The organism is Ruegeria sp. BJ6, assembly GCF_056537885.1.
Window position 1 is genome coordinate 765940 of sequence record NZ_JBQFSG010000001.1, and the last position, 21290, is coordinate 787229.

The window sequence follows — 21290 nt, forward strand, 5'->3', positions numbered from 1 at the left end:
GGTCAGCCAGCCTCTTCCCAGCTGTAGGCCCAATGCTTCAACCCGTCGCTGCCTGTCGGGGACAAGGCATAGACGCCCTTTTCGACCTTGTCGAACCAGCCGTAATGATTGTCCCGCATCATTCGTGTGGCCCCTGCAACCCCGGTTGCCTTGGCCACGACGGCCCCTTTGGCCGATCCATTCTCGGCCAGATAGGCCGCGCATTTCAATACGTCCTGACGGTAGGCCGTGACGATGCCATGCCGTGTCGCCCCGCCTGAATTCGGATCGCCCTGCAGGCGGTCGAACTCACGCAACAGCTTGGCCGTTCGCACCGCAGATTTACGCGGAGCATAGGGGCCGGGGTCACAATGAACCTCGGCCCTTCCATCAGGGCGGACCGTAATCAGGCCCAGCCCCAGACGGCGACAAAGACCCAGGTTATCACGCAGCGCCCGCCGCGCTGATTTCCCACGGGGTTTACACACACCGATATAGACCTGATCGGTCATCCTGAGGCGGGCGATGGCCTGATGAAACAGGGCCAGCGAAAACCTGAGCTTCAGCTCGACAATAACCGGCGGTTCGTCGCCCCGAACGGCCACGACATCCGCCGCGCCGACCTCTCCCTTGACGTCATAGCCCTGTCTTTCCAGCAATTGCTTGACGGGGGCGTAAAGATCCTGCTCGCGTTCCATGGTCACATGCTAGGCGCAATCCTGCGAAATGCAAAAATAACGTTTGCGATCCGGTGCGCGCTCGCGCGACGATAGGGATGAGGCTTGGCATCAGGAGGATTCTCATGTTTCGCGCTACGCTTGCCCTGGTGCTTTGTTTCTGCACGGCAACAGCGGCCTATGCGCGATGTTCGGGAAGCGACCTGCGCGACAGGTTGACGCCTGAGGCAGCGGCACGGCTGGAGCAGGAAATCTCGCGGGTGCCCTTTGCCTATGGCAACCACTGGATTGCCACCGGAAATGGCCAGCGCATTCATGTCATCGGCACACAGCACAGCGGCGATAAACGGATGCGCCGGGTCATGCGAACGCTGCGGCCCGTCATCCGGCAGGCCGACGCGGTTCTGCTTGAGGTCACGAATGCGGAACTGGACCGGCTGGATGATGTGATCCGGCAAAATCCGGCGATCCTGATGATGCCCCGGGGCAGTACCCTGCCGGAACTCATGTCCGCCGAGGACTGGAGCATGCTGCAATTGCGGATGCGCCCGGAGGGTGTGAACAAGGAGGTTCTTGCGCGTCTGCAGCCCTGGTACATCTCGATGGCACTAACGCGCACGGGATGCGGCGGACGCGGTATTGCCTCATATGCCGGTCTTGACGAACGCATCGAGCGGTTGGCGATCCGCAACGGCGTGGCCGTGGGATCGCTTGAGCGTGTGGGGGACGGGATGCGCGCGCTGTCCGACCAGCCGGTGAAGGACCAGTTGCGCCTGCTGGAACTGGATATGAAAAGCGGCCTGAACTATGACGATCAGGTCGTAACGCTGGAAAACGCCTATTTCGAAGAGAGGTTGGCCGAGGCGATGCTGATCCAGAAATGGACGCTGTACCGCGATATCAAGATCGCCCGCCCCGAGGTCAGCCGCCTGCTGCGTCAGTATGACCGGCAGATACTGGATCAGAGAAATCGGGCCTGGGTTCCGGTTATTCTGCGGACCAAGGGACAAGTGCTTGTGGTTGCGGTGGGTGCAGGGCATCTTGCGGGTGAATCGGGCATTCTGAACCTGTTGAAACAACAGGGATATGAGCTGACCCGCGCTGAATTCTGATTTGCCGGGATCGACCTTATGCGACTTTTGATCTGCCTGTTTTTCTGTCTGTTTCCGCTTGGCGCCTTTGCCGCCTGCGAAGGCCGGGATCTGCGCCACGACCTGTCGCCGGATATGCGCAGCGACCTTGATGCCGCACTGAGTGACATTCTGTTTCCTGAGGGCAATCATTGGATCGCCACCAAGGACAACACCACCCTGCACCTGATCGGCACGCTGCACACCAATGACGAGCGCATGGGCGCAGCGGTCGAGCGTCTGGCTCCTGCCCTGACGCAGGCCGATGCGTTTTTCTTTGAGATCACCCAAAAGGATATGAAAGAATTCGAGCGCGATCTGGCAAATGATTTCAGCCCGGTTCTGATTACGTCTGGCCCGACACTGGTCGACCTGATCGACGAGGAAGACTGGACTGAGTTGTCCAAGATACTGGCCGAGCGCGGTTTTCCAAGCTGGATGGCCGCCAAGATGCGACCCTGGTTCCTAAGCATGATGCTGGGCATCCCGCCCTGCCTGATGCAAAGCCCCGAAGCGGATCGCGGCATGGACAAGCGCTTGTCGGAACTTGCCGATGCGCACAACATCCCCCAACACTCGCTGGAGCGGGTCGAGGATCTGATCGCCATGTTCGACAGCCACCCGATCGAGGAACAGGCCCAGTCCATCGTGCGGCTGGCCGGTGCGTTGCAGGCCGGTGACGATCAGATGGTGACCATGGCCAATGCGTATATGGAGGAAAAGCACGCCGAGATCATAGAACTGGCACGCCTTCAGGGGCTTGAAGCCTCTGGACTGTCGCACGAGGAATTCGATGCCGAGTGGCGCAGTTTTGAGGAACAGATGCTGGTCGTGCGCAACGCCAACTGGATGCGCCAGATTCTGGAACTTGAGGATCAGACCGCAGTTATTGCCGTGGGCGCAGGCCACCTGAGTGCAGATCACGGATTGCTCAATCAATTGCAGCAGGCCGGGTACACATTGAGCCGCGCGGATTTCTGATCAGGGGGAAAATCAGACCTTCCGTCGCATCCGGGTTGCCGCTGGGTGACATCCGGTTTCGACCACCCTATAAGGCGCGCAAATTTCCAATCTGCAGGACGCTGACATGACAACCCAAGTATTTGGACACAAATCCCCCGACACCGACTCGACCGGCTCACCTATCGTCTGGGCCTGGTACCTGAACGAGATCAAGGGTGTCGACGCCACCCCCGTCCTGCTGGGCGAGCCCAACACCGAAGCGGCCTTCATGCTGCAGCGCTGGGGTCTGGACAAACCTGCGATCATCGAAGACGTGACCGAAGGCGCGCCGGTTGTCATCGTTGACACCAACAACCCGGCAGAACTTCCGGCCAGCATCAACAGCGCCGACATTCGCGCCATCATCGACCACCACAAACTGGTGGGAGGTCTGGAAACCAAAGGCCCCATCGACATCACCGTGCGCCCGCTGGCCTGCACCGCCACCATCATGCACGACCTGATGGGCGACGATGCCGCCAAGATGCCCGAGGCCATCAAGGGTGCGGCGCTGACCTGCATCCTGTCCGACACGTTGGAATTCCGCTCGCCCACCACCACCGACCATGACCGCGCCGTTGCCGAGAAACTGGCAGCCGATCTGGGTCTGGATATCGCAGCTTACGCCGCCGACATGTTTGCGGCGAAATCGGATGTGTCCTCGTTCTCGGACGCTGAGCTGATCCGCATGGACAGCAAGGAATACGAAGTCGACGGCACCAAGTTCCGTGTATCGGTTCTGGAAACCACCGCACCGGGCATCGTTCTGGACCGCAAGGCCAGCCTGACCAACTCGATGGTGGATGTTGCCAAAGAAGACGGCGTCGATCAGGTCCTGCTGTTTGTGGTCGACATCCTGAACGAAGAAGCCACCCTGCTGGTGCCAAACGATCTGGTCAAAGGCGTTGCCGAAAAGAGCTTTGGCGCGTCAGTAAACGGCGACGCCGTAGTCCTGCCGGGCATCATGAGCCGGAAAAAACAGATCATCCCCAACCTCAAGGTCTGATTGGCCCTGAAGAACAGGAAAGGCGCCCGGAAAGGGCGCCTTTTTTCATGACATCGGCGGCATGCCCTCAAAGCATGGCATCCCGTTGGGGATCAGGTGAAAATCCTGCTTTTCCGCAACAAACAACGCGGCTTTTGCCCCGCGGAATACTGCGGGATCGTCCAGCGTCCCGATTTTGACGATGACGGGATCAAGCCCCGGTCTGTGTGTTGCCACATGCGTCCCGCAGTCCGCACAAAACTCGCGCGTGACAGGATTGTCGCGATCCGTTCGCCGATATTGTTTCGGTTTACCCGCTGTATACTGAAACCCCTCGCGCGGCATCAGCATGAACAGGTTCGGCGCCCCGCCCGATAAGTGCTGGCACGCCCGGCAATGACATTGCCCCTTGAATATCGGCTTGCCCTCGGCCTCGTATCGAAGTGCGCCGCAGAAACATCCACCTTCCAGTTTCATCCATCTTTCTCCTGCTGTTTGGAAAACAATGGACAGGAATTGTGTATTCCGTCAGTGTCCATATTGACACTAAACAAACCAATTTTGACAAATGCACCCGATAAAAACCGTCATTCTGCAACCCGACCCCTGCCAGAAATCAAGCCTGTTCATAGCGAACGAGATGCTGGAAACAGCCAACAGGGTGTCCCGCAGACACAACAGGGACGATGTTTTTGACTTCTGCACGCTGTCACCGGCCAAATACCGGGCTGTTGGCGCAAAACCCGACCTGTTGATCCTTCCGGGGCTTGGCCTGTCAACCGAGCGGGAGTTGCGCAGGGCCATGACCTCGGCCGCCTTTGAAGAGCTGGTCGCCGTTTTGCGCGAGTTGTCCGAAACGCCGACCATCATCTCAGGGGCCTGTTCCGGCTGCTTTGCATTGGGCGCTGCCGGATTGCTGGACAAACGCGAAGTGACCACATCATGGTGGCTTGTCCCGCTGCTTCAGACCATGTTTCCGCGGGCCAAAACCAAATCAAGTCAGATCGTTCTGCGCGACGGCAATCTATTTACCGCAGGGGCCGCCTTTTCCCAGATCGATCTGATGGTGTTTCTGATCGAACATTTCGCAGGATTTGCAGTCGCTGAAGACTGCCGTCGTTTTCTTATGGCGGACAGCCGTCCAAGCCAATTGCCATACATGTCCGTGGCCACGATGATTGCTGGTGATCCGACATTACAAAAGGCGGAATTGCACCTGCGCCGCAATATCACTAGGCAAGTCAGCCTGGACGAACTGGCCGGGGCTGCGGGATTGGGAAGCAGAACATTCGCGCGCCGAATTTCGCGGGCGACCACGATGACGCCCTCAGCCTTCATTCAGACCATTCGCGTAACAGAAGCGATCCGGTTGGCACGTACCAGCGATCTGAACCAAGACGAAATTGCATGTCGCGTCGGATACTCAGACGCAACAGCGTTGCGGCGGGCAATGCGAAAACGGACGGGTCAGACATTGGAGAGTTTTCGGGAATGACGCGACCTGCATTCAGCGGTGTTCGATCAGTCTCCGCTATTTGTACTGAATATCCTCGCCGGAACGGTATCTGCGCAGACTTTTTGCGAGGCTCTGTCTCGCGCTCCGGAGTATTTTCAGCCAGATGAAGGATCCGCCTCTTCATCTGGCCTCAAATACTCCGAGGGACACGCCCGACGGGCGGAGGCAGCGCCCCTCTGGTAAAACGCTGTCACCTCTGCCATAGGCTTGGGCATCCCACCCTTTTGCCTGAAAGAGAACATTGTGACCCAGATCATCACCTCTCTGACCGAGATTTCCGACCGTTACAAAGCGCTGTTCGTCGATCTTTGGGGTTGCGTACACAATGGCGTCACCGCATTCCCCGAGGCTGTTGCAGCATTGAAGGAATACCGGGCGAAGGGTGGATTGGTCGTACTTGTCACCAACTCGCCCAAACCACGCGCCGGAGTTGCCACGCAACTGGCGCAGTTCAATGTTCCGGACGACGCCTATGACACGATTGCGACCAGTGGCGACTCGGCTCGGTCGGCGATGTTTCAAGGCGCAGTTGGTCACAAAGTATACTTCATGGGCGAATGGGAACGGGACGAAGGCTTTTTCGAACCCCTGAAACTTCTGCACCATCCCATTCACATCGAACGTGTTCCGCTGGATCAGGCCGAAGGCATCGTGTGCTGTGGCCCGTTTGATCCCATGGCGGACCCGGATGTGAACCGGCCCGATTTTCTGTATGCCAAGCAGATGGGCCTGAAACTGCTTTGCGCCAACCCGGATATCGTGGTGGATCGCGGCGAAGTGCGCGAATGGTGCGCTGGCGCTCTGGCCCGGCTTTACACCGAGATGGGCGGCGAGAGCCTGTATTTCGGGAAACCGCACCCGCCGATTTACGATCTGGCACGCCGTAGACTGACGGCTTTGGGCGTTGATATTCCGGATTCTGAAATTCTAGTCATCGGCGACGGCCCGCATACCGACATCGCGGGCGGGATGGGCGAAGGGCTTGATTCCCTGTTCATCACCGGTGGTCTGGCTGCATCCGAGACAAAAACATCATACCAGCCGGACCCGGACGCGCTAAGCTTTTATATTGAAAAGGAAAAGGTCAATCCGACCTACTCGATCGGAAGATTACGATAACAATTTTGGGGCTTGATTTTCTGCGCGTGCAAAGTAATAAAGTTGCCAACCTGTGACCGGAAATAATCTATTGTTACTCGGTCGACATCAAGTGAGGGCAACATGTTGGACAATCTGCCGCGCGGAACGATCTGTATCGAAGACATCGAAATGGGCATGTCCCGTTACCTGCGCAAAGTGGTGACGGACGAAGACATCGAAATGTTTGCCCAAGTGTCGACTGACCGGAATCCGGTGCATCTGGATGATGACTATGCCCGTGATACCATCTTCGAGGGCCGCATCGCCCATGGCATGCTGACCGCCGGCCTGATTTCGGCGGTGATCGGAGAGCAGTTGCCGGGTCACGGCACGGTCTATATGGGGCAGTCGCTGAAGTTTCTGGCGCCTGTGCGTCCCGGTGACATGGTGTATGCCGAGGTCAAGGTGATCGACATCGATTTCGCCAAGCGCCGGGTCAAGCTGGATTGTCATTGTTCGGTTGATGGCAAGAAGGTTCTGGTCGGCGAAGCGATGGTTCTGGCACCGTCGCGCAAGTTCGACTGATCCCTGCCTGATCACACCCTGCAAGGCGCCCTTTGGGCGCCTTTTTTTTGTCAGCACCGTCATGCCCTGCGCGTCGGACCGCGCCCTTTGAGAACGCCGGATTCGAGTATGATCTCGGACACCAGGTGCTCGCGCCGGTAGGCCATGACGTGCACACCTGACACGCCTGCGATTTCCCTGATCTGCTGGATCAGTTCAATGCAGATCTTCTTACCTTCGTCAGATGGTTTTTCGGCCTTTTCCATCCGCTCGATGATCTGGTCCGGGATATGGATGCCGGGAACGTTGCTGCGCATCCACCGGGCCGCGCGGGCCGAGGCGACAGGGCCGACACCGGCGATGATGTAGACCTGTTTGTCGAGGCCTTCATCCCGCACCCGCGTCATGAATTTCTCGAACAACGGAATGTCGTAGATGTAATTGGTCTGGATGTATTCAGCACCGGCCTCGACCTTCTTGGCCAGACGGTTTGGGCGCCAGTCATATGGGGGGATGCAGGGGTTTTCCGCCGCACCCAGAAACAGTTGCGGGGGGCGCGTGATTTTACGACCCGACAGGAAAGTTCCCTGATCCCGCATGGTTCGGATGGTGCGCAGCAGGGTCAGCGAATCGAAATCGAATACAGGTTTTGCGCCCGGCTGATCCCCGACCCCGACGCCGTCACCGGTCAGGCACAATACGTTGCTGACCCCCAATGCGGCGGCCCCTAGCACATCGCCCTGAATGGCAATCCGGTTCCGGTCGCGGCAGGAGATCTGGTATACCGGCGAATAGCCCGCGCGCGTCAGCAAGGCGCAGATCCCGATTGAGGACATATGGCAATTCGCGCCGGACGCATCAGTGGCGTTGATTGCATCTGCAACCTCGCCGAGCGGTTGCGCGGCCTGAAACACGTCCTCGGGGTCGGCGCTGTCGGGGGGATTGAGTTCCGCTGTCACCGCAAACCGGCCCGAGCGCAGCACGCGTTCAAGACGACTGTGGGACACGAAACCATCCGGTACGGGGACATAGCCGGTCGGTTCGATTTCACTGTGGTGCGAGCTGTTCATTTCCGAAGCTCCCGGTTGACCGCGTTGGGTGGTTCTGCGGCCAGTGGGGCAGCGGATGGTTCGTTCTTGCGGGCCTCGGGGAATGCCTGCGCCAATGTCTGTCGGGCCGCATTTCGCGCTTCGCGGTTTCGGGCGGCAATCTCGCGGCTGACGCGAAGCCACGAGGATGAGCCCTTTAGTGTATGTTCGACCGGTGGCAGGACCTCTTTGATTTTCGCGCCACCTTCGCGCATTCGGCTGGCCCCGTCCCAGGCCAGGGACCAGACGCATTTCATCTCAGGCTTTACTTCACAGAACCCGCCGGGGCGCACGCCGCCGCAGGGTCCGTTGCGCAATTGTTTGGGGCAGTTCATCGGGCAGGACATGCCGGTCGAGCTGAGCACACATTGACCGCACATCTTGCAGTCGAACAGCAGTGTTTTGACGCCTTTCTCGACCAGTGCAATCGGGCGTTCGACGCGGTTGTAACCAATTTTCGCAAACAGAGGGTCCAGCGCCACCATGCCACCTTCGACACGCTTGTAAATCCACTCGAATGCACGGGCATGGCGGATCGCGAACAGTCGCAGTCGATACATGGCACTGACCCTTCTGGCTTTTTCGCCGATGGCCGGCCCGAAGCTTGACCAGGGTAATCATGGCCTGATCTGGCCGGGCTACCAGTCTACACCCCCGATTATTTGGATCAAGCGATGGTTGGTCCGGAAACAACACCTGCAATTGGTCCGATATTCCGAAGGTGTTGGGGTACAAAATTCGATCTGCGCTTGAACATATGCCGCTGTCCCGCTACGCAAACGCTCATGCGCATCATCCGTGATTTCAAGTATGTCGAGCCAGAAGATCGCGGCGCCAGCGTTGCGATCGGCAATTTTGACGGTGTTCATATCGGGCACCAGTCGGTCATCGAACTGGCGCGAAACGCGGCACCAATGGCGCCGCTGGGCGTCATGACGTTCGAGCCGCATCCGCGCGAGTTTTTTTCGCCCGACACACCGTCGTTCCGCCTTATGCGTGGCAACGCGCGCGCGCACCGGCTGGAAAAGCTGGGCGTCGAAAAGTTGTATGAGCTGCAGTTCAATGCGGCACTGGCCGGGCTGATGCCCGAGGAGTTTGCCCGCAATGTCATCTGTGACGGCCTGGGACTGTCCCATGTCGTCGTCGGGGCCGATTTCTGTTTTGGTAAAGGTCGCAGCGGCAATGCAGATGACATGGTGCGTTTCGGACAGGAGATGGGGTTTGGTGTGACCGTTGCACCGCTGATGGAGCGATCGGAAAACGTTGTATCCTCGACCGCGATCCGTACCGCGCTGAGCGATGGCCGCCCGCGTGATGCGGCCGCGATGCTGGGGCACTGGCACCGCATTGAAGGTGAGGTGATCGGCGGCGAGCAGCGAGGGCGCGAGTTGGGCTTTCCCACGGCGAACATGTCCATCGAGGGGCTGCACCAGCCGAAATTCGGGGTTTACGCGGTTCTGGTCGATGTGCTGGATGGCCCGAACCAGGGCAGCTATCGCGGGGCCGCGTCGGTCGGTACGCGACCCATGTTCAAGGGCGAACAACCCAATATCGAAACTTTCCTGTTCGATTTCTCAGGCGATCTGTACGGGGCCACCTTATCGGTAGGACTGGTCGAGTATCTGCGACCTGAGATGACCTTTGACGGTCTGGATGCCCTCATTGCGCAGATGGATGACGATTGCGCCAAAGCCCGCGAAATTCTGGCAGCAGAATGACCAAGGATCCGATCGACCGCGCGGGGTTGCCCTCGCGTTTCTGGGAGCGCAAACCATTGCGCAAGCTGAACGACCGTGAATGGGAAGCGTTGTGCGACGGTTGCGGCAAATGCTGCCTGAACAAGCTGGAAGACGAGGATACCGGGCGGGTTGAGCTGACCTGTGTCGCCTGCCGTTTGCTGGACGATGAAAGCTGCCGCTGCACGCAGTATGACATCCGCCATCAATTTGTGCCCGAGTGCATCGTACTGAAACCCGACAATATCGACAGCCACGCCTATTGGATGCCCAAAACCTGCGCCTACAGGCTGCTTTGTGAGGGCAAGCCCCTTTACGACTGGCATCCGTTGATATCAGGTACGCCGGACAGCGTTCACAAGGCCGGCGTTTCGGTACAGGGGCGCACCGTGTCTGAGTTTGAGACACCCGAAGAAGACTGGGAAGACTATATAATCGAGGAGCCTATCTGATGTATTTCGCCTCTGACAATTCCGGGCCTGTTCATCCAGAAGTTCTGGCCGCGCTGACCGAGGCCAATCAGGGCTATCAGATGGCCTATGGCGCGGACACGCTGATGAACGAAGTGCGCGATCAGATTCGCGGTATCTTCGAGGCCCCCGGTGCTGCGGTCTATTTGGTGGCGACCGGAACGGCGGCGAATTCGCTGGCGCTGGCAACGCTGACAAAGCCGTGGGAAACCGTGTTCTGCTCGCCCGTGTCCCATATTCACGAGGATGAATGCAACGCGCCTGAATTCTATAGCGGAGCAAAGCTGACGCTGGTGCCGGGTGATGACAAGATGACCGCCGAAGCCTTGCGCAAGTCGATCCTGGCAGAAGAAACCCGCGGGGTGCATGGACCGCAACGCGGGCCGGTGTCGATCACGCAGGTGACCGAGCGCGGGTCTGTCTATTCTCTGGAAGAGTTGCAGAGCCTGTGCGGTGTCGCCAAGGAATACGGCCTGCCGGTGCATCTGGACGGCGCACGCTTTGCCAATGCGCTGGTGGCGCTGAATTGTTCGCCTGCTGAAATGACGTGGAAGGCCGGTGTAGATGCGGTCAGTTTCGGTGGCACCAAAAATGGCCTGATGGGCGTTGAGGCAGTGGTGTTTTTTGACGAAAGCAAAGCTTGGGAGTTCGAGCTGCGCCGCAAGCGCGGAGCGCATCTGTTTTCGAAACACCGCTACTTGTCGGCGCAGATGGCTGCCTATCTGAAAGACGATCTGTGGCTGAAATCAGCGCGTCAGGCCAACGCGAATTGCGCAAGACTGGCGGATGGTCTGCGCGCGGCGGGGGCTTCGTTCCTGCACGAGCCGCAGGCCAACATGATCTTTGCCAGCTTCCCCCGCAGCACGCACCGGCGCCTGCATGACGCAGGCGCTGCCTATCATTTTTGGGGAGCGGAACTGGAAGGCGCGGATGAGGACGAGCCATTGGCCTGCCGTCTGGTCTGTGACTGGTCCATCAGCGAAGAGATGATCGACCAGTTCCTTTCTCTGCTGGGGTGATCAGCCCTGCGCCCAAAGAGCGCGCACCTGTGCGGCTGTCTGAACAGGGTGAGAAATGGGCAGCATGTGCCCTGCCCCATCTATCACGGCACCAGTCGCATTGGGCAGACGCCGGGTCAGCCCGTCGTTGATCGCGACCATGACCGGGTGAGAAAGCGATCCGCGCAACAGCCGGATCGGCATATTGGCCCTGTCCAGCATACCCGGTTTCAGCAGACCTGCCCGATCCGCAAACAGGGCATCGTCGACGGTTGGCACAACGTGAATGCCCCGGATCATCGCGGCGCGGGTGCTTTCCGGCAGGTCCGGCCAGCGCGGGCTGTCATCCGTGCTCCACATGCGGTTGAACAGGCGGGCGGCAAGCGCTTCGTCACCACGCGAAATCGCATCCATATAGGGTTGCGCATCCTGTGCGTGCTGTTCGATCAGATGCGGCGCATCCTGAACGGCAACTGCGAAGAACACAGGCTCGATCAACGTGGCGCTTCGGACCAGTTCGGGATGTTCCACCGCCAGCCGCAGGGCCACCGTTGCTCCAAATGAATGGCCGATCACGTCCATGGGTTCAGTCAGGTGGGTCAGGGAAATCTGTGTGATCCGGTCCTGAAAATCACCCTGCCGATCCCAGTCGGGGCTGCGGCCATGCGACAGCATGTCGGGGGCAACAAATGTGGCCTCCTCGTGCAATTCACCTGCCAGCCCTTTCCAGGCCCCCGAGTGGGCGATCGTACAATGAAGGGCAAGGACCTTTCGCGGCCCCTGCCCCAGCGTCCGAACAAATGCCGCTTGCGGCAACTGAAGTAATTCGCTCACCCCTTGAGATCCGCCAAATGCCGGTCCAGATCGTCCAAGCGATCCTGCCCCCAGAACCGTTGCCCATCGGGCGTAATGTAGAACGGAGCGCCAAAGACACCGCGATCCACCGCCTCTTCCAGATTGGCGGCATAGGTTTCGGCGCCCAACAGCAGGCCGCTGTCGGCCAGATTGGGATCAAACCCGGCCTGTTCCAGACAGTCGCGGATCACGTCGTCCTGCGCGATATCCTTTTCCTCGGCCCAGCAGGCACGCAGGATCGAATGACAGAGTTTGCCGACATCGCCGCTGCCGTCCTGTATCGCGGCTATGATGGCGTATGACGAAGGTGCCGCATTGGTTGGCCAGTGCGCCGGTTGCAGGTTGAGCTTCATCCCGAGGTTTTTCGCCTGACGCACCAATTCCTGTGCGCGGTATTCGATGCGCGAGATGTGCCGGTCCTTGGGGGGCGTCCCACCGGTGCGGCCGAACAGGGCAATGATATCCACCGGCTTATAGGCAATGGAAGCGCCATGTTTGGCGGCAACTTCCTCAAGCCGTGTTCCTGCCAGATAGGAATAAGGCGAGAGTGTCGCAAAATAGTAGTCAATGTCGGCCATGTTCACTTTCTCCGCTGCATTATCTTTGCGGGACGGTAAGGCCATGCTAAGCGGTGTCAACATCACGAATCTGTCACATTGCCATTGCTGCCCGGGGATCTCAGCCGATGCCGACACCAAACGAACCCAAGCTTATCGCTGGGAACGCAAATCTTCCTCTTGCCGAATCCATTGCCCGCCGCATGAGCCTGTATCGCGGCGTTGACCAGGGACTGGTCGATGCGCGGGTCGAACGGTTCAACGACGGCGAGATTTTTGTCGAAGTGTTCGAAAACGTGCGCGGCGAGGATATGTTCATCATCCAGCCGACCTCGAACCCGGCCAATGACAACCTGATGGAGCTGCTGATCATCGCCGACGCGCTGCGCCGGTCGTCCGCGGATCGGATCACCGCCGTGATCCCCTATTTCGGTTATGCCCGGCAGGACCGCCGTACCAAGGCCCGCACACCGATCAGCGCCAAGATGGTGGCAAACATGCTGACCGGCGCCGGGATCGAACGGGTTCTGACAATGGACCTGCATGCCGCGCAAATTCAGGGGTTCTTCGACATTCCGGTGGACAACCTCTATGCCTCACCGATCTTTGCGCTGGACGTGAAAAACCAGTTCAAGGATCAGCTTGACGAGATCATGGTGGTTTCGCCCGACGTCGGCGGTGTTGCCCGCGCGCGCGAGCTGGCAAAGCGGATCGGTGCACCACTGTCGATCGTGGACAAGCGCCGTGAAAAGGCCGGTGAAGTCGCCGAGATGACCGTGATCGGGGATGTGAAGGACAAGATCTGCCTGATCGTGGACGACATCTGTGACACCGCAGGCACGCTGTGCAAGGCGGCGCAGGTGCTGATGGACAATGGTGCCAAGGAAGTTCACTCGTACATCACCCACGGCGTCATGAGCGGCCCGGCGGTCGAGCGTGTGACGAATTCGGTCATGAAATCGCTGGTCCTGACCGACACCATCCAGCCGACCAAGGAAATTCAGAAGGCCGCCAATATCCGCACGGTTCCGACGGCACCGATCTTTACGCAGGCGATCCTGAACATCTGGAACGGCACCAGCGTGTCGTCCCTGTTCGAGGACAAGACCCTGACACCGATCTACGAGTCTCTGTATCACATGGATTGACGGGCAACGCGCCAATCGCAGCAATAACCCTGTAATGGGGAACCGCTGCACAAGTTTGAAACAAACTACCCCGGAGTGTTCAAAACGCTCCGGGGTTTTTGCTGGGCCACCCGGATATCTATCCCTGTGTTGCGCCTTGTTGCAGCGCTTTCAGAAACTCGTGAAAATACACCTGCTGGCCGGCGGCATCGATATGTATTTCATCGAGAAACACAGCATCCTGACTTTGCAGAGCTGTCCGCATATCGACGTATTCGGCACCGGTCGCAGCAACCGTCTCCATCAGTAGGCGTCGCTTGTCCAAGTCAGGGCCCGACAACTCCCCCACTGTCGGGTGGAGCATAACCACAACGCGGTCGACATTGCCCAAAGCCTCGTCGAGAAGGGCAGTGAGAGCTTTGAGACCGCGTTCACCGGAGTTCTCGACATTGCGACATCCTCGGCCATTGGGTTCAAGCTGCAAATACCTGGACCCGTGATGTGCGATCGCGTCGGTCAGAGCCGAGATCGGTTTGTTTGTGTGGAAGTCTCGGCCAAGCGTGGTGCAATAACGGGGGAAATCGTCCAGATCGTGCGTGCTGAACACAAAGAACACGGTTTCTGCATCAAACCAGCCAAATTCGCGGAAATACTTCCGAAGGTTTTCCGGTCCCCACGAGACCGCAGAAACATTTCCGACCCAGATGGCAGGCAGCGCAGCGTCCAGAGCTTCTGTTGCCAGATCCGACTGGTCAAGAAACGCTGTTCCATGGATCACACTGTCACCCGCGACGAGAACGCGCCCCGTGCCCGCATCCGGTAAAGAGCGCGACCGCATCGAATGCTCGTTGTAGAAAACGCGGTTGCCAAAGCGGCGGTACTCTCCGGGCACATTCACGTATTCGATGGACGCGTCCACGCGTGACAGCGGCGGGTCTCCGAAGCCCAGTCCCCATCTGGCCATTGCTTCAAGCGCAATCAGGAGAACTCCGAAACCCACAAGAATCCGCAACACCCGAAAGTCTCCGCCTGTACGCTGAACAGGAAGTGTAATCGGATTTTGGTAGCCGGAAAACTGTTCGGTTCGTCAAACCTGCGTATTAAGAGATGTTCCAATCATCCTCATGCGCCACTTCCCCAATCGCCGTCCAGGCAACTCGGATACGGGCGACGCGGGTGTCGGACCATGTGCGAAACACGGCGTCGAACCCTTCGGGGGTAATATTCTCAGCCTGTACCTCGGCGCGCAGAGCCGATGTAGAGTCTACATCCCACAAGGACACTCCAACCTGAACCAACGGTGGAGACCGGAACGAGTCGCTGAAGCGGATGGTTGAACGGCGTTCGCGCAGGCCTTCTCCGGTCCACATATCTCCGCCGTCGGCAAAGTCGGAGAACAGCACTACCTCGCCTTGGTCGATGCCAATAGGATGGGTTCGAAACGTCTTCATTTTGTCGTCTTTGTCTTTGAATTCCCGTACCTTACTGCGGTGTTTCGACAAAATCACGACAAAAAAACGGCCCTGACAAGCAGGGCCGTTTCATCAATCTAAATGTAGTGAACCTTACAGGCTCATATGCGTTCCAAGGGCTTCCATGTCGGCCAGCAGCTTGGCGGCGTCGTCGACGATGGTCTGATCGTCGCCATTCCTGGCCGCTTCATGCGACTCGCGCGCCTCGGCGATCATCTCGTCCAGTTGCGCACGGTTCACTTCTGAAACCGGAATGGCCTTTTCGGCCAGAACCGACAGGCTGTCGCCGTTGATCTGAGCAAACCCGCCGGTGACCAGGTATTCACTGGACCCTTCGGGCGCTTCGACCTTCAGGATGCCCGGGCGCATGGTGGTGATGGTGGGGGCATGATCGGGCATTGCCGTCATGTCCCCGTCCGCGCCGGGAATCTGGACCGCGCTCGCCTGAAGCGAAGCCAGGCTTCGCTCGGGGCTTACGAGGTCGAATTGCATCGTGTTTGCCATCAGGGATACTCCTTAGGCGGCTTCTGCGGCCATCTTCTCGGCTTTGGCGACCACATCGTCGATACCGCCAACCATCAGGAAGGCCGCTTCGGGCAGGTGATCGTATTCGCCGGCCACAACCGCTTTGAACGACGAGATGGTGACATCCAGAGCAACCTGAACGCCCGGCGAACCGGTGAAGACTTCGGCCACGTCGAACGGCTGCGACAGGAAGCGTTCGATCTTACGGGCACGAGCCACGGTCAGTTTGTCCTCTTCCGACAGTTCGTCCATGCCGAGGATGGCGATGATGTCCTGCAGCGACTTGTAGCGCTGAAGGATCTGCTGAACGTCGGTCGCAACCTGATAGTGCTCTTCGCCGACGATGGCCGGATCAAGCAGACGCGAGGTCGAGTCGAGCGGGTCCACGGCGGGGTAGATACCCTTTTCCGAGATCGCACGGTTAAGAACGGTGGTCGCGTCAAGGTGCGCAAACGAGGTTGCCGGCGCAGGGTCGGTAAGGTCGTCCGCAGGCACGTAGATCGCCTGCACCGAGGTGATCGAGCCCGACTTGGTCGAGGTGATGCGTTCCTGCAGGGCGCCCATGTCGGTGGCCAGCGTCGGCTGGTAGCCCACCGCCGAAGGAATACGACCCAGCAGAGCCGAAACCTCGGAACCCGCCTGCGTGAAGCGGAAGATGTTGTCGACGAAGAACAGAACGTCGGTACCGGACTGGTCGCGGAACTGCTCGGCCAGGGTCAGACCGGTCAGAGCAACACGCGCACGCGCACCCGGAGGTTCGTTCATCTGACCGTAAACCAGGGCCACTTGGCTCTCCGACAGGTTGTCCGGCTTGATAACGTTCGATTCGATCATCTCGTGGTACAGGTCGTTCCCTTCACGGGTCCGCTCACCAACACCCGCGAACACCGAGAAGCCCGAGTGCACTTTTGCGATGTTGTTGATCAGTTCCATGATCAGAACGGTTTTACCAACGCCGGCGCCGCCGAACAGGCCGATCTTACCGCCTTTGGCGTAGGGGGCCAGCAGGTCCACAACCTTGATGCCGGTAACCAGAACTTCCGACTCGGTCGACTGTTCCGCGAAGGTCGGCGCAGGCTGGTGGATGGCACGGGATTCGGTTGCTTCAACCGGGCCCTTTTCGTCGATGGGGTCGCCAACGACGTTCAGGATGCGGCCCAGAGTGGCGTTACCAACCGGCACCGAGATCGGTGCGCCCATGTCGGTGACTGCGGCACCGCGGACCAGACCTTCGGTCGCGTCCATCGCGATGGTGCGGACGGTGTTTTCACCCAGGTGCTGGGCAACTTCCAGTACCAGACGCTTGCCGTTGTTTTCGGTTTCCAGCGCGTTCAGAATTTCAGGCAGCTGATCGTCGAAGTGCACGTCGACGACGGCCCCGATGATCTGTGTGACTTTGCCTTTTGCATTCGCCATATTGTTGTCTCCGGTTTTCTTACAGCGCTTCGGCGCCGGAAATAATTTCAATCAGCTCGTTGGTGATCACGGCCTGACGCGAACGGTTGAACTGAATCGTCAGCTTGTCGATCATCTCACCCGCGTTGCGTGTCGCGTTGTCCATCGCGGACATCCGTGCTCCCTGTTCAGACGCTCCGTTTTCGAGCAGAGCCGAGAAGATTGCGGTCGCAACCCCCTTGGGCAGCAGGTCGGCCAGAATGGCCTCTTCGCTGGGCTCGTAATCGAAGATGGCACCGCTGTCGTCATCCTCGGTTTCCTCGAACGAGGCAGGGATGACCTGCTGTGCTGTCGGGATCTGGGTCACAACGTTGACGAACTTCGAGTAGAAGATCGTGGCAACGTCAAACTCACCCCCGTCAAAGCGGGACAGGATGTCCTTGGCGATGTCCTGCGCGTTGGTGTAACCCAGACGCTTGACCTCGCTCAGGTCGACATGTCCAACGAACAGATCGCCAAAATCACGCTTGAGCGCGTCGCGGCCTTTCTTGCCGACAGTCAGAACCTTGACCGTCTTGCCTTTGGCGCGCAGCTCGTCCGCCTTTTGGCGGGCCAGCTTGGCGATGTTCGAGTTGAAGCCGCCACACAGGCCGCGTTCAGCTGTCATGACAACCAGCAGATGTACATCATCGCTGCCCGTACCACGGAGCAGCTTGGGGGCGCTGTCGCTGCCCCCGACCGACGCCGCCAGCCCAGCCATCACGGCATTGAACCGCTCGGCATAGGGACGCGAGGCTTCGGCAGATTCCTGGGCGCGGCGCAGTTTTGCAGCCGCGACCATCTGCATGGCCTTGGTGATCTTGCGGGTCGATTTGACCGACTCGATCCTGTTTTTAAGGTCCTTAAGATTTGGCATATGCCCGCCTCTCCCTTAAGCGAAGGTTGCGGCGTATTCTTCAATCGCAGCCTTGATCTTGTCGGAAGCGTCGCCCTTGATCTTGGGGTCTTCGTCCGTGATCCACTGAAGCAGGTCCGCGTGCTTGCCACGCAGGTGCGCCAGCAGGCCAGCCTCGTAACGGCCAACGTCAGCCACGTCGATCTTGTCCAGGTATCCGTTGGTACCGGCGAAGATGACGCAGACGATTTCCGCGTTGGTCAGCGGCGAGTACTGCGGCTGTTTCATCAGTTCGGTCAGACGTGCACCACGGTTCAGCAGCTGCTGGGTCGCGGCGTCGAGGTCGGAACCGAACTGCGCAAACGCAGCCATTTCGCGGTACTGAGCCAGTTCCAGTTTAACCGGACCGGCAACCGACTTCATCGAGTTGGTCTGAGCCGAGGAGCCCACACGCGAAACCGACAGACCGGTGTTCACGGCGGGACGGATGCCCTGGTAGAACAGTTCGGTTTCAAGGAAGATCTGACCGTCGGTGATCGAGATCACGTTGGTCGGAATAAACGCCGAAACGTCACCACCCTGAGTTTCGATAACCGGCAGAGCGGTCAGCGAACCAGCACCGAAGTCTTCGTTCAGCTTGGCCGAACGCTCCAGCAGGCGGGAGTGGAGGTAGAAAACGTCACCAGGATAGGCTTCACGTCCGGGCGGACGGCGAAGCAGCAGCGACATCTGACGATAGGACACAGCCTGTTTCGACAGGTCATCATAGATGATCAGCGCGTGGCGGCCGTTGTCACGGAAGTATTCGGCCATCGCGGTCGCGGCGTAGGGCGCCAGGAACTGCATCGGAGCCGGGTCGGACGCGGTTGCGGCCACAACGATCGAGTAGTCGATCGCGCCGGACTCTTCCAGTTTCTTCACCAGCTGCGCAACGGTCGAACGCTTTTGACCGATCGCAACGTACACGCAGTACAGTTTCTTCGACTCGTCGTCGCCTGCTGCGTCGTTGTAAACTTTCTGGTTCAGGATCGCGTCCAGAGCAACGGCGGTTTTACCAGTCTGACGGTCACCAATGATCAGCTCACGCTGGCCACGGCCAATCGGGATCATCGCGTCAACCGATTTCAGGCCGGTTGCCATCGGCTCGTGTACCGATTTACGCGGGATGATGCCGGGGGCTTTGACGTCTGCAACGCCACGCTTGGAGGCATTGATCGGGCCCTTGCCGTCCAGCGGGTTGCCCAGACCGTCAACAACGCGGCCCAGCAGTTCGTCACCGATTGGAACGTCCACGATCGAGTTGGTGCGCTTAACAGTGTCACCCTCTTTGATGTCACGGTCGGAACCGAAGATAACGACACCGACGTTGTCGCTTTCCAGGTTCAGCGCCATACCCATGATGCCGCCGGGGAATTCGACCATTTCACCCGCTTGCACGTTGTCCAGGCCGTATACACGGGCAATCCCGTCACCGACGCTCAGCACGCGGCCGATCTCGGCCACTTCGGCTTCCTGACCAAAATTCTTGATCTGGTCCTTCAGGATTGCAGAAATCTCTGCAGCTTGGATTCCCATTTATCCGACCTCTTTCATTGCATTCTGTAGGGAGTTCAGCTTCGAACGGATCGAACTGTCGATCATTTTCGAGCCCACTTTAACGACAAGACCGCCGATGAGGCTTTCATCAACGGTCGCATTGATTGTCACGGTCTTGCCCACACGCTCGGACAGCGTCTTGGACAGTTTATCTAGTTGGGTCTTGGTCAGCGCCTTGGCCGAAGCAACATCGGCGGTCACTTCACCACGCTCGTCGGCCAGCATGTCGCGCAGAACCTGCACCAGCTGCGGCACGACGAACAGACGACGCTTTTGCGCCATCAGGCCCAGCGTGTTGCGCAGGATCGCGTGCAGACCCATCTTGTCAGCGACTGCTGTAATTGCGCCTTCTTGCTCTGCCCGGGAAACCAGAGGCGAGGCGATCAGGTCGCGCAGTTCGGCACTTTCGCCCAGTGCTGCTGCCAGATCGTTGATTCCGGTTTCCAGACCTGCAAGGTCATTATTCTCTTTAGCGATCTCGAAGATCGCGGTGGCATAGCGCTCGGCAATGCCTGTGGAAATCGAAGCTGGTTCGGACACGTCCACCCTTCCGATATTTGAGGCCCCGATTTTGAGTAGCGGCCGCTACTTTGGGGCGTGAGGAAACCCCGCCTATAAAGGCAGGGGATCAAAATCACCGGGGATGTAGCAGAGCCTATCCAACCTAGCAATATAATATAGCGGTAATGCACTTATCCCCAAATTGTTTTATTTCAATCACTTACACAAGGTGCGACCCTTTTTACCGGCCTGCGCACTTGAAAAATGTTACTGACTTGCAGGTTTTTGCGATTCCTGTGGCCAATATCACGCAATTTCGCCCCAGACTGGAAAGGATGATAAGTCCAAATCTGCGGCAAAAATCACGCGGGTTTCAGCAAGCCATCCAACGCTTTGATCGGCCGCCTTTCGACATCCTTCGTCACGTTACCTTTCGGCGGATGCACCCGTTTTCCGGCCTCGACCATCAGCACGCCGCCCGCCATGATAGTCGGAAGCCGCTGCCCGGTTTTCTCGATCAGACTGCCGGATTTGAGCCAGAACCGGCGAAAAGACGGGGGAAGATACAAGGCCGAGCAATGTTTTTCGGGCAGAAAATGGTGCGCCTTCAACTGCGTTTCCAACTGTGATGCCGTATAGGGTCGACCGTAGCCGAACGGCGTTTTGTCTGTCCGCGACCACAGCCCTGCTCGATTGGGGACGACAAAGATTGCCCGCCCGCCTGGACCCAGAACGCGCCAGCATTCATCCAGCAGTTGGCTGGGCCGCTCCGAGGTTTCCAGCCCGTGCATTACCACCAGCTTGTCTACATGCCCGGTTTCGATAGGCCACATCGTCTCTTCCGTCAGGACCGATACGTTGGGCATCCCCGCAGGCCAGGGCATCACCCCCTGCGGACCGGGCATCAGGCCAATCACACGGCGCGCCTCGGACAGGTAGGGGCGCAAAAGAGGCACCGCAAAGCCGAATCCAGCAACCGTCTGCCCCTTGGCCTCGGGCCATATATCCACCAGCCGCCCGCGGATCGCCGCCTGCGCAGCACGGCCCAGCGTGCTGCGATAGTAGAAATTCCTCAGATCCTGCACATCGAGATGCATTGCGGACACCTGCTCAATCGGCTTAGCTGGGCGCAGTCTAGCAAC

The 21290-nt window shown here is 58.8% G+C and carries 24 protein-coding genes; 10 read left to right on the forward strand and 14 right to left on the reverse strand.

The annotated features are described in order from the left end of the window. Positions 1-2: 2 nt before the first annotated feature. Positions 3-677, reverse strand: coding sequence for a DUF2161 domain-containing phosphodiesterase (locus tag ACR0D6_RS03695; protein ID WP_480764496.1), 675 nt, complete (start codon positions 675-677; stop codon positions 3-5). 104 nt (positions 678-781) lie between these two features. On the opposite strand from ACR0D6_RS03695, the gene ACR0D6_RS03700 reads away from it, so the two are divergent. From ACR0D6_RS03700 to ACR0D6_RS03710, 3 genes are all read left to right on the forward strand, one after another. Continuing rightward, positions 782-1768, forward strand: coding sequence for a TraB/GumN family protein (locus ACR0D6_RS03700; protein ID WP_480764497.1), 987 nt, complete (start codon positions 782-784; stop codon positions 1766-1768). A gap of 18 nt (positions 1769-1786) precedes the next feature. After that, positions 1787-2767, forward strand: a complete 981-nt coding sequence (locus tag ACR0D6_RS03705) for a TraB/GumN family protein (protein ID WP_480764498.1) — start codon at positions 1787-1789, stop codon at positions 2765-2767. 106 nt (positions 2768-2873) lie between these two features. Then, complete coding sequence (locus ACR0D6_RS03710) at positions 2874-3794, forward strand: manganese-dependent inorganic pyrophosphatase (RefSeq protein WP_480764499.1); 921 nt, start codon at positions 2874-2876, stop codon at positions 3792-3794. Positions 3795-3839: 45 nt separating this feature from the next. On the opposite strand, the gene ACR0D6_RS03715 is transcribed toward ACR0D6_RS03710, so the two are convergent. Continuing rightward, positions 3840-4250, reverse strand: a complete 411-nt coding sequence (locus ACR0D6_RS03715; RefSeq protein WP_480764500.1) for a GFA family protein — start codon at positions 4248-4250, stop codon at positions 3840-3842. Positions 4251-4341: 91 nt separating this feature from the next. Here ACR0D6_RS03715 and ACR0D6_RS03720 point away from each other — a divergent pair, with 91 nt between their 5' ends. The 3 genes from ACR0D6_RS03720 (at position 4342) to ACR0D6_RS03730 (ending at position 6954) form a co-directional block, all read left to right on the forward strand. Then, positions 4342-5268, forward strand: coding sequence for a GlxA family transcriptional regulator (locus ACR0D6_RS03720; protein ID WP_480764501.1), 927 nt, complete (start codon positions 4342-4344; stop codon positions 5266-5268). Positions 5269-5532: 264 nt separating this feature from the next. Continuing rightward, positions 5533-6408 carry a TIGR01459 family HAD-type hydrolase gene (locus ACR0D6_RS03725; RefSeq protein ID WP_480764502.1) on the forward strand — a complete coding sequence of 292 codons (876 nt, stop codon included), beginning with the start codon at positions 5533-5535 and terminating at the stop codon, positions 6406-6408. Positions 6409-6510: 102 nt separating this feature from the next. Continuing rightward, complete coding sequence (locus tag ACR0D6_RS03730) at positions 6511-6954, forward strand: MaoC family dehydratase (protein WP_170651005.1); 444 nt, start codon at positions 6511-6513, stop codon at positions 6952-6954. 59 nt (positions 6955-7013) lie between these two features. On the opposite strand, the gene ACR0D6_RS03735 is transcribed toward ACR0D6_RS03730, so the two are convergent. Beyond that, positions 7014-8003 (reverse strand): methylenetetrahydrofolate reductase, encoded by a 990-nt coding sequence (locus ACR0D6_RS03735; RefSeq protein WP_480764503.1) that lies wholly within the window; start codon positions 8001-8003, stop codon positions 7014-7016. After that, a complete protein-coding gene (locus ACR0D6_RS03740) occupies positions 8000-8581 on the reverse strand; it encodes a methylenetetrahydrofolate reductase C-terminal domain-containing protein (RefSeq protein WP_480764504.1) in 582 nt (193 codons plus the stop codon). Before ACR0D6_RS03740 ends, ACR0D6_RS03735 begins: the two co-directional genes overlap by 4 nt. 225 nt (positions 8582-8806) lie before the next feature. On the opposite strand from ACR0D6_RS03740, the gene ACR0D6_RS03745 reads away from it, so the two are divergent. The 3 genes from ACR0D6_RS03745 to ACR0D6_RS03755 are packed head-to-tail and all read left to right on the forward strand — an operon-like array spanning position 8807 to position 11246. Continuing rightward, entirely contained in the window at positions 8807-9739 is a 933-nt protein-coding gene (locus ACR0D6_RS03745) for a bifunctional riboflavin kinase/FAD synthetase (RefSeq protein ID WP_480764505.1), read from the forward strand. Continuing rightward, positions 9736-10209, forward strand: coding sequence for a YcgN family cysteine cluster protein (locus ACR0D6_RS03750; RefSeq protein ID WP_480764506.1), 474 nt, complete (start codon positions 9736-9738; stop codon positions 10207-10209). The genes ACR0D6_RS03745 and ACR0D6_RS03750 overlap by 4 nt, the downstream gene beginning before the upstream one ends. Next, on the forward strand, positions 10209-11246 hold the full coding sequence (locus tag ACR0D6_RS03755; protein WP_480764507.1) for a threonine aldolase family protein: 1038 nt from the start codon (positions 10209-10211) through the stop codon (positions 11244-11246). Before ACR0D6_RS03750 ends, ACR0D6_RS03755 begins: the two co-directional genes overlap by 1 nt. Here the strand turns inward: ACR0D6_RS03755 and ACR0D6_RS03760 are convergent, their stop codons facing one another. Together ACR0D6_RS03760 and ACR0D6_RS03765 are read right to left on the reverse strand one after the other, a co-directional pair. Beyond that, positions 11247-12059, reverse strand: a complete 813-nt coding sequence (locus ACR0D6_RS03760) for an alpha/beta fold hydrolase (RefSeq protein WP_480764508.1) — start codon at positions 12057-12059, stop codon at positions 11247-11249. Next, a complete protein-coding gene (locus tag ACR0D6_RS03765; RefSeq protein ID WP_480448640.1) occupies positions 12056-12658 on the reverse strand; it encodes a DsbA family protein in 603 nt (200 codons plus the stop codon). The genes ACR0D6_RS03760 and ACR0D6_RS03765 overlap by 4 nt, the downstream gene beginning before the upstream one ends. A gap of 107 nt (positions 12659-12765) precedes the next feature. Between ACR0D6_RS03765 and ACR0D6_RS03770 the strand changes: the two genes are divergently transcribed. Then, positions 12766-13785: a ribose-phosphate pyrophosphokinase gene (locus ACR0D6_RS03770; protein ID WP_480448639.1), complete on the forward strand. Its 1020-nt coding sequence runs from the start codon at positions 12766-12768 to the stop codon at positions 13783-13785. A gap of 118 nt (positions 13786-13903) precedes the next feature. On the opposite strand, the gene ACR0D6_RS03775 is transcribed toward ACR0D6_RS03770, so the two are convergent. The 8 genes from ACR0D6_RS03775 to ACR0D6_RS03810 all read right to left on the reverse strand — a co-directional run bounded on the left by ACR0D6_RS03775 (position 13904) and on the right by ACR0D6_RS03810 (position 21245). Continuing rightward, positions 13904-14779: a hypothetical protein gene (locus ACR0D6_RS03775; RefSeq protein WP_480764509.1), complete on the reverse strand. Its 876-nt coding sequence runs from the start codon at positions 14777-14779 to the stop codon at positions 13904-13906. An 85-nt stretch (positions 14780-14864) separates the two neighbouring features. Then, the gene (locus ACR0D6_RS03780; protein WP_170651014.1) at positions 14865-15215 is read right to left on the reverse strand and encodes an H-type lectin domain-containing protein; all 351 of its coding nucleotides are present in this window, start codon (positions 15213-15215) and stop codon (positions 14865-14867) included. Positions 15216-15329: 114 nt separating this feature from the next. Beyond that, positions 15330-15740, reverse strand: coding sequence for a F0F1 ATP synthase subunit epsilon (locus tag ACR0D6_RS03785; RefSeq protein WP_480764510.1), 411 nt, complete (start codon positions 15738-15740; stop codon positions 15330-15332). Between the two features lie 12 nt (positions 15741-15752). After that, the gene (atpD, locus tag ACR0D6_RS03790) at positions 15753-17177 is read right to left on the reverse strand and encodes a F0F1 ATP synthase subunit beta (RefSeq protein WP_170651016.1); all 1425 of its coding nucleotides are present in this window, start codon (positions 17175-17177) and stop codon (positions 15753-15755) included. Between the two features lie 19 nt (positions 17178-17196). Continuing rightward, a complete protein-coding gene (locus tag ACR0D6_RS03795; protein WP_480764511.1) occupies positions 17197-18072 on the reverse strand; it encodes a F0F1 ATP synthase subunit gamma in 876 nt (291 codons plus the stop codon). 15 nt (positions 18073-18087) lie between these two features. After that, positions 18088-19626 carry a F0F1 ATP synthase subunit alpha gene (gene atpA / locus ACR0D6_RS03800; protein ID WP_170651018.1) on the reverse strand — a complete coding sequence of 513 codons (1539 nt, stop codon included), beginning with the start codon at positions 19624-19626 and terminating at the stop codon, positions 18088-18090. Continuing rightward, positions 19627-20187 (reverse strand): F0F1 ATP synthase subunit delta, encoded by a 561-nt coding sequence (locus ACR0D6_RS03805; protein WP_170651019.1) that lies wholly within the window; start codon positions 20185-20187, stop codon positions 19627-19629. A 323-nt stretch (positions 20188-20510) separates the two neighbouring features. Next, on the reverse strand, positions 20511-21245 hold the full coding sequence (locus ACR0D6_RS03810; protein ID WP_480448634.1) for a class I SAM-dependent methyltransferase: 735 nt from the start codon (positions 21243-21245) through the stop codon (positions 20511-20513). Positions 21246-21290 lie beyond the last annotated feature (45 nt).

Coding starts and splice junctions, on each gene's coding strand:
- ACR0D6_RS03695 (WP_480764496.1), bottom strand. CDS start 677: ATGGAACGCGAGCAGGATCTTTACGCCCCCGTCAAGCAATTGCTGGAA.
- ACR0D6_RS03700 (WP_480764497.1), top strand. CDS start 782: ATGTTTCGCGCTACGCTTGCCCTGGTGCTTTGTTTCTGCACGGCAACA.
- ACR0D6_RS03705 (WP_480764498.1), top strand. CDS start 1,787: ATGCGACTTTTGATCTGCCTGTTTTTCTGTCTGTTTCCGCTTGGCGCC.
- ACR0D6_RS03710 (WP_480764499.1), top strand. CDS start 2,874: ATGACAACCCAAGTATTTGGACACAAATCCCCCGACACCGACTCGACC.
- ACR0D6_RS03715 (WP_480764500.1), bottom strand. CDS start 4,250: ATGAAACTGGAAGGTGGATGTTTCTGCGGCGCACTTCGATACGAGGCC.
- ACR0D6_RS03720 (WP_480764501.1), top strand. CDS start 4,342: ATGCACCCGATAAAAACCGTCATTCTGCAACCCGACCCCTGCCAGAAA.
- ACR0D6_RS03730 (WP_170651005.1), top strand. CDS start 6,511: ATGTTGGACAATCTGCCGCGCGGAACGATCTGTATCGAAGACATCGAA.
- ACR0D6_RS03735 (WP_480764503.1), bottom strand. CDS start 8,003: ATGAACAGCTCGCACCACAGTGAAATCGAACCGACCGGCTATGTCCCC.
- ACR0D6_RS03740 (WP_480764504.1), bottom strand. CDS start 8,581: ATGTATCGACTGCGACTGTTCGCGATCCGCCATGCCCGTGCATTCGAG.
- ACR0D6_RS03745 (WP_480764505.1), top strand. CDS start 8,807: ATGCGCATCATCCGTGATTTCAAGTATGTCGAGCCAGAAGATCGCGGC.
- ACR0D6_RS03750 (WP_480764506.1), top strand. CDS start 9,736: ATGACCAAGGATCCGATCGACCGCGCGGGGTTGCCCTCGCGTTTCTGG.
- ACR0D6_RS03755 (WP_480764507.1), top strand. CDS start 10,209: ATGTATTTCGCCTCTGACAATTCCGGGCCTGTTCATCCAGAAGTTCTG.
- ACR0D6_RS03765 (WP_480448640.1), bottom strand. CDS start 12,658: ATGGCCGACATTGACTACTATTTTGCGACACTCTCGCCTTATTCCTAT.
- ACR0D6_RS03770 (WP_480448639.1), top strand. CDS start 12,766: ATGCCGACACCAAACGAACCCAAGCTTATCGCTGGGAACGCAAATCTT.
- ACR0D6_RS03780 (WP_170651014.1), bottom strand. CDS start 15,215: ATGAAGACGTTTCGAACCCATCCTATTGGCATCGACCAAGGCGAGGTA.
- ACR0D6_RS03785 (WP_480764510.1), bottom strand. CDS start 15,740: ATGGCAAACACGATGCAATTCGACCTCGTAAGCCCCGAGCGAAGCCTG.
- atpD (WP_170651016.1), bottom strand. CDS start 17,177: ATGGCGAATGCAAAAGGCAAAGTCACACAGATCATCGGGGCCGTCGTC.
- ACR0D6_RS03795 (WP_480764511.1), bottom strand. CDS start 18,072: ATGCCAAATCTTAAGGACCTTAAAAACAGGATCGAGTCGGTCAAATCG.
- atpA (WP_170651018.1), bottom strand. CDS start 19,626: ATGGGAATCCAAGCTGCAGAGATTTCTGCAATCCTGAAGGACCAGATC.
- ACR0D6_RS03810 (WP_480448634.1), bottom strand. CDS start 21,245: ATGCATCTCGATGTGCAGGATCTGAGGAATTTCTACTATCGCAGCACG.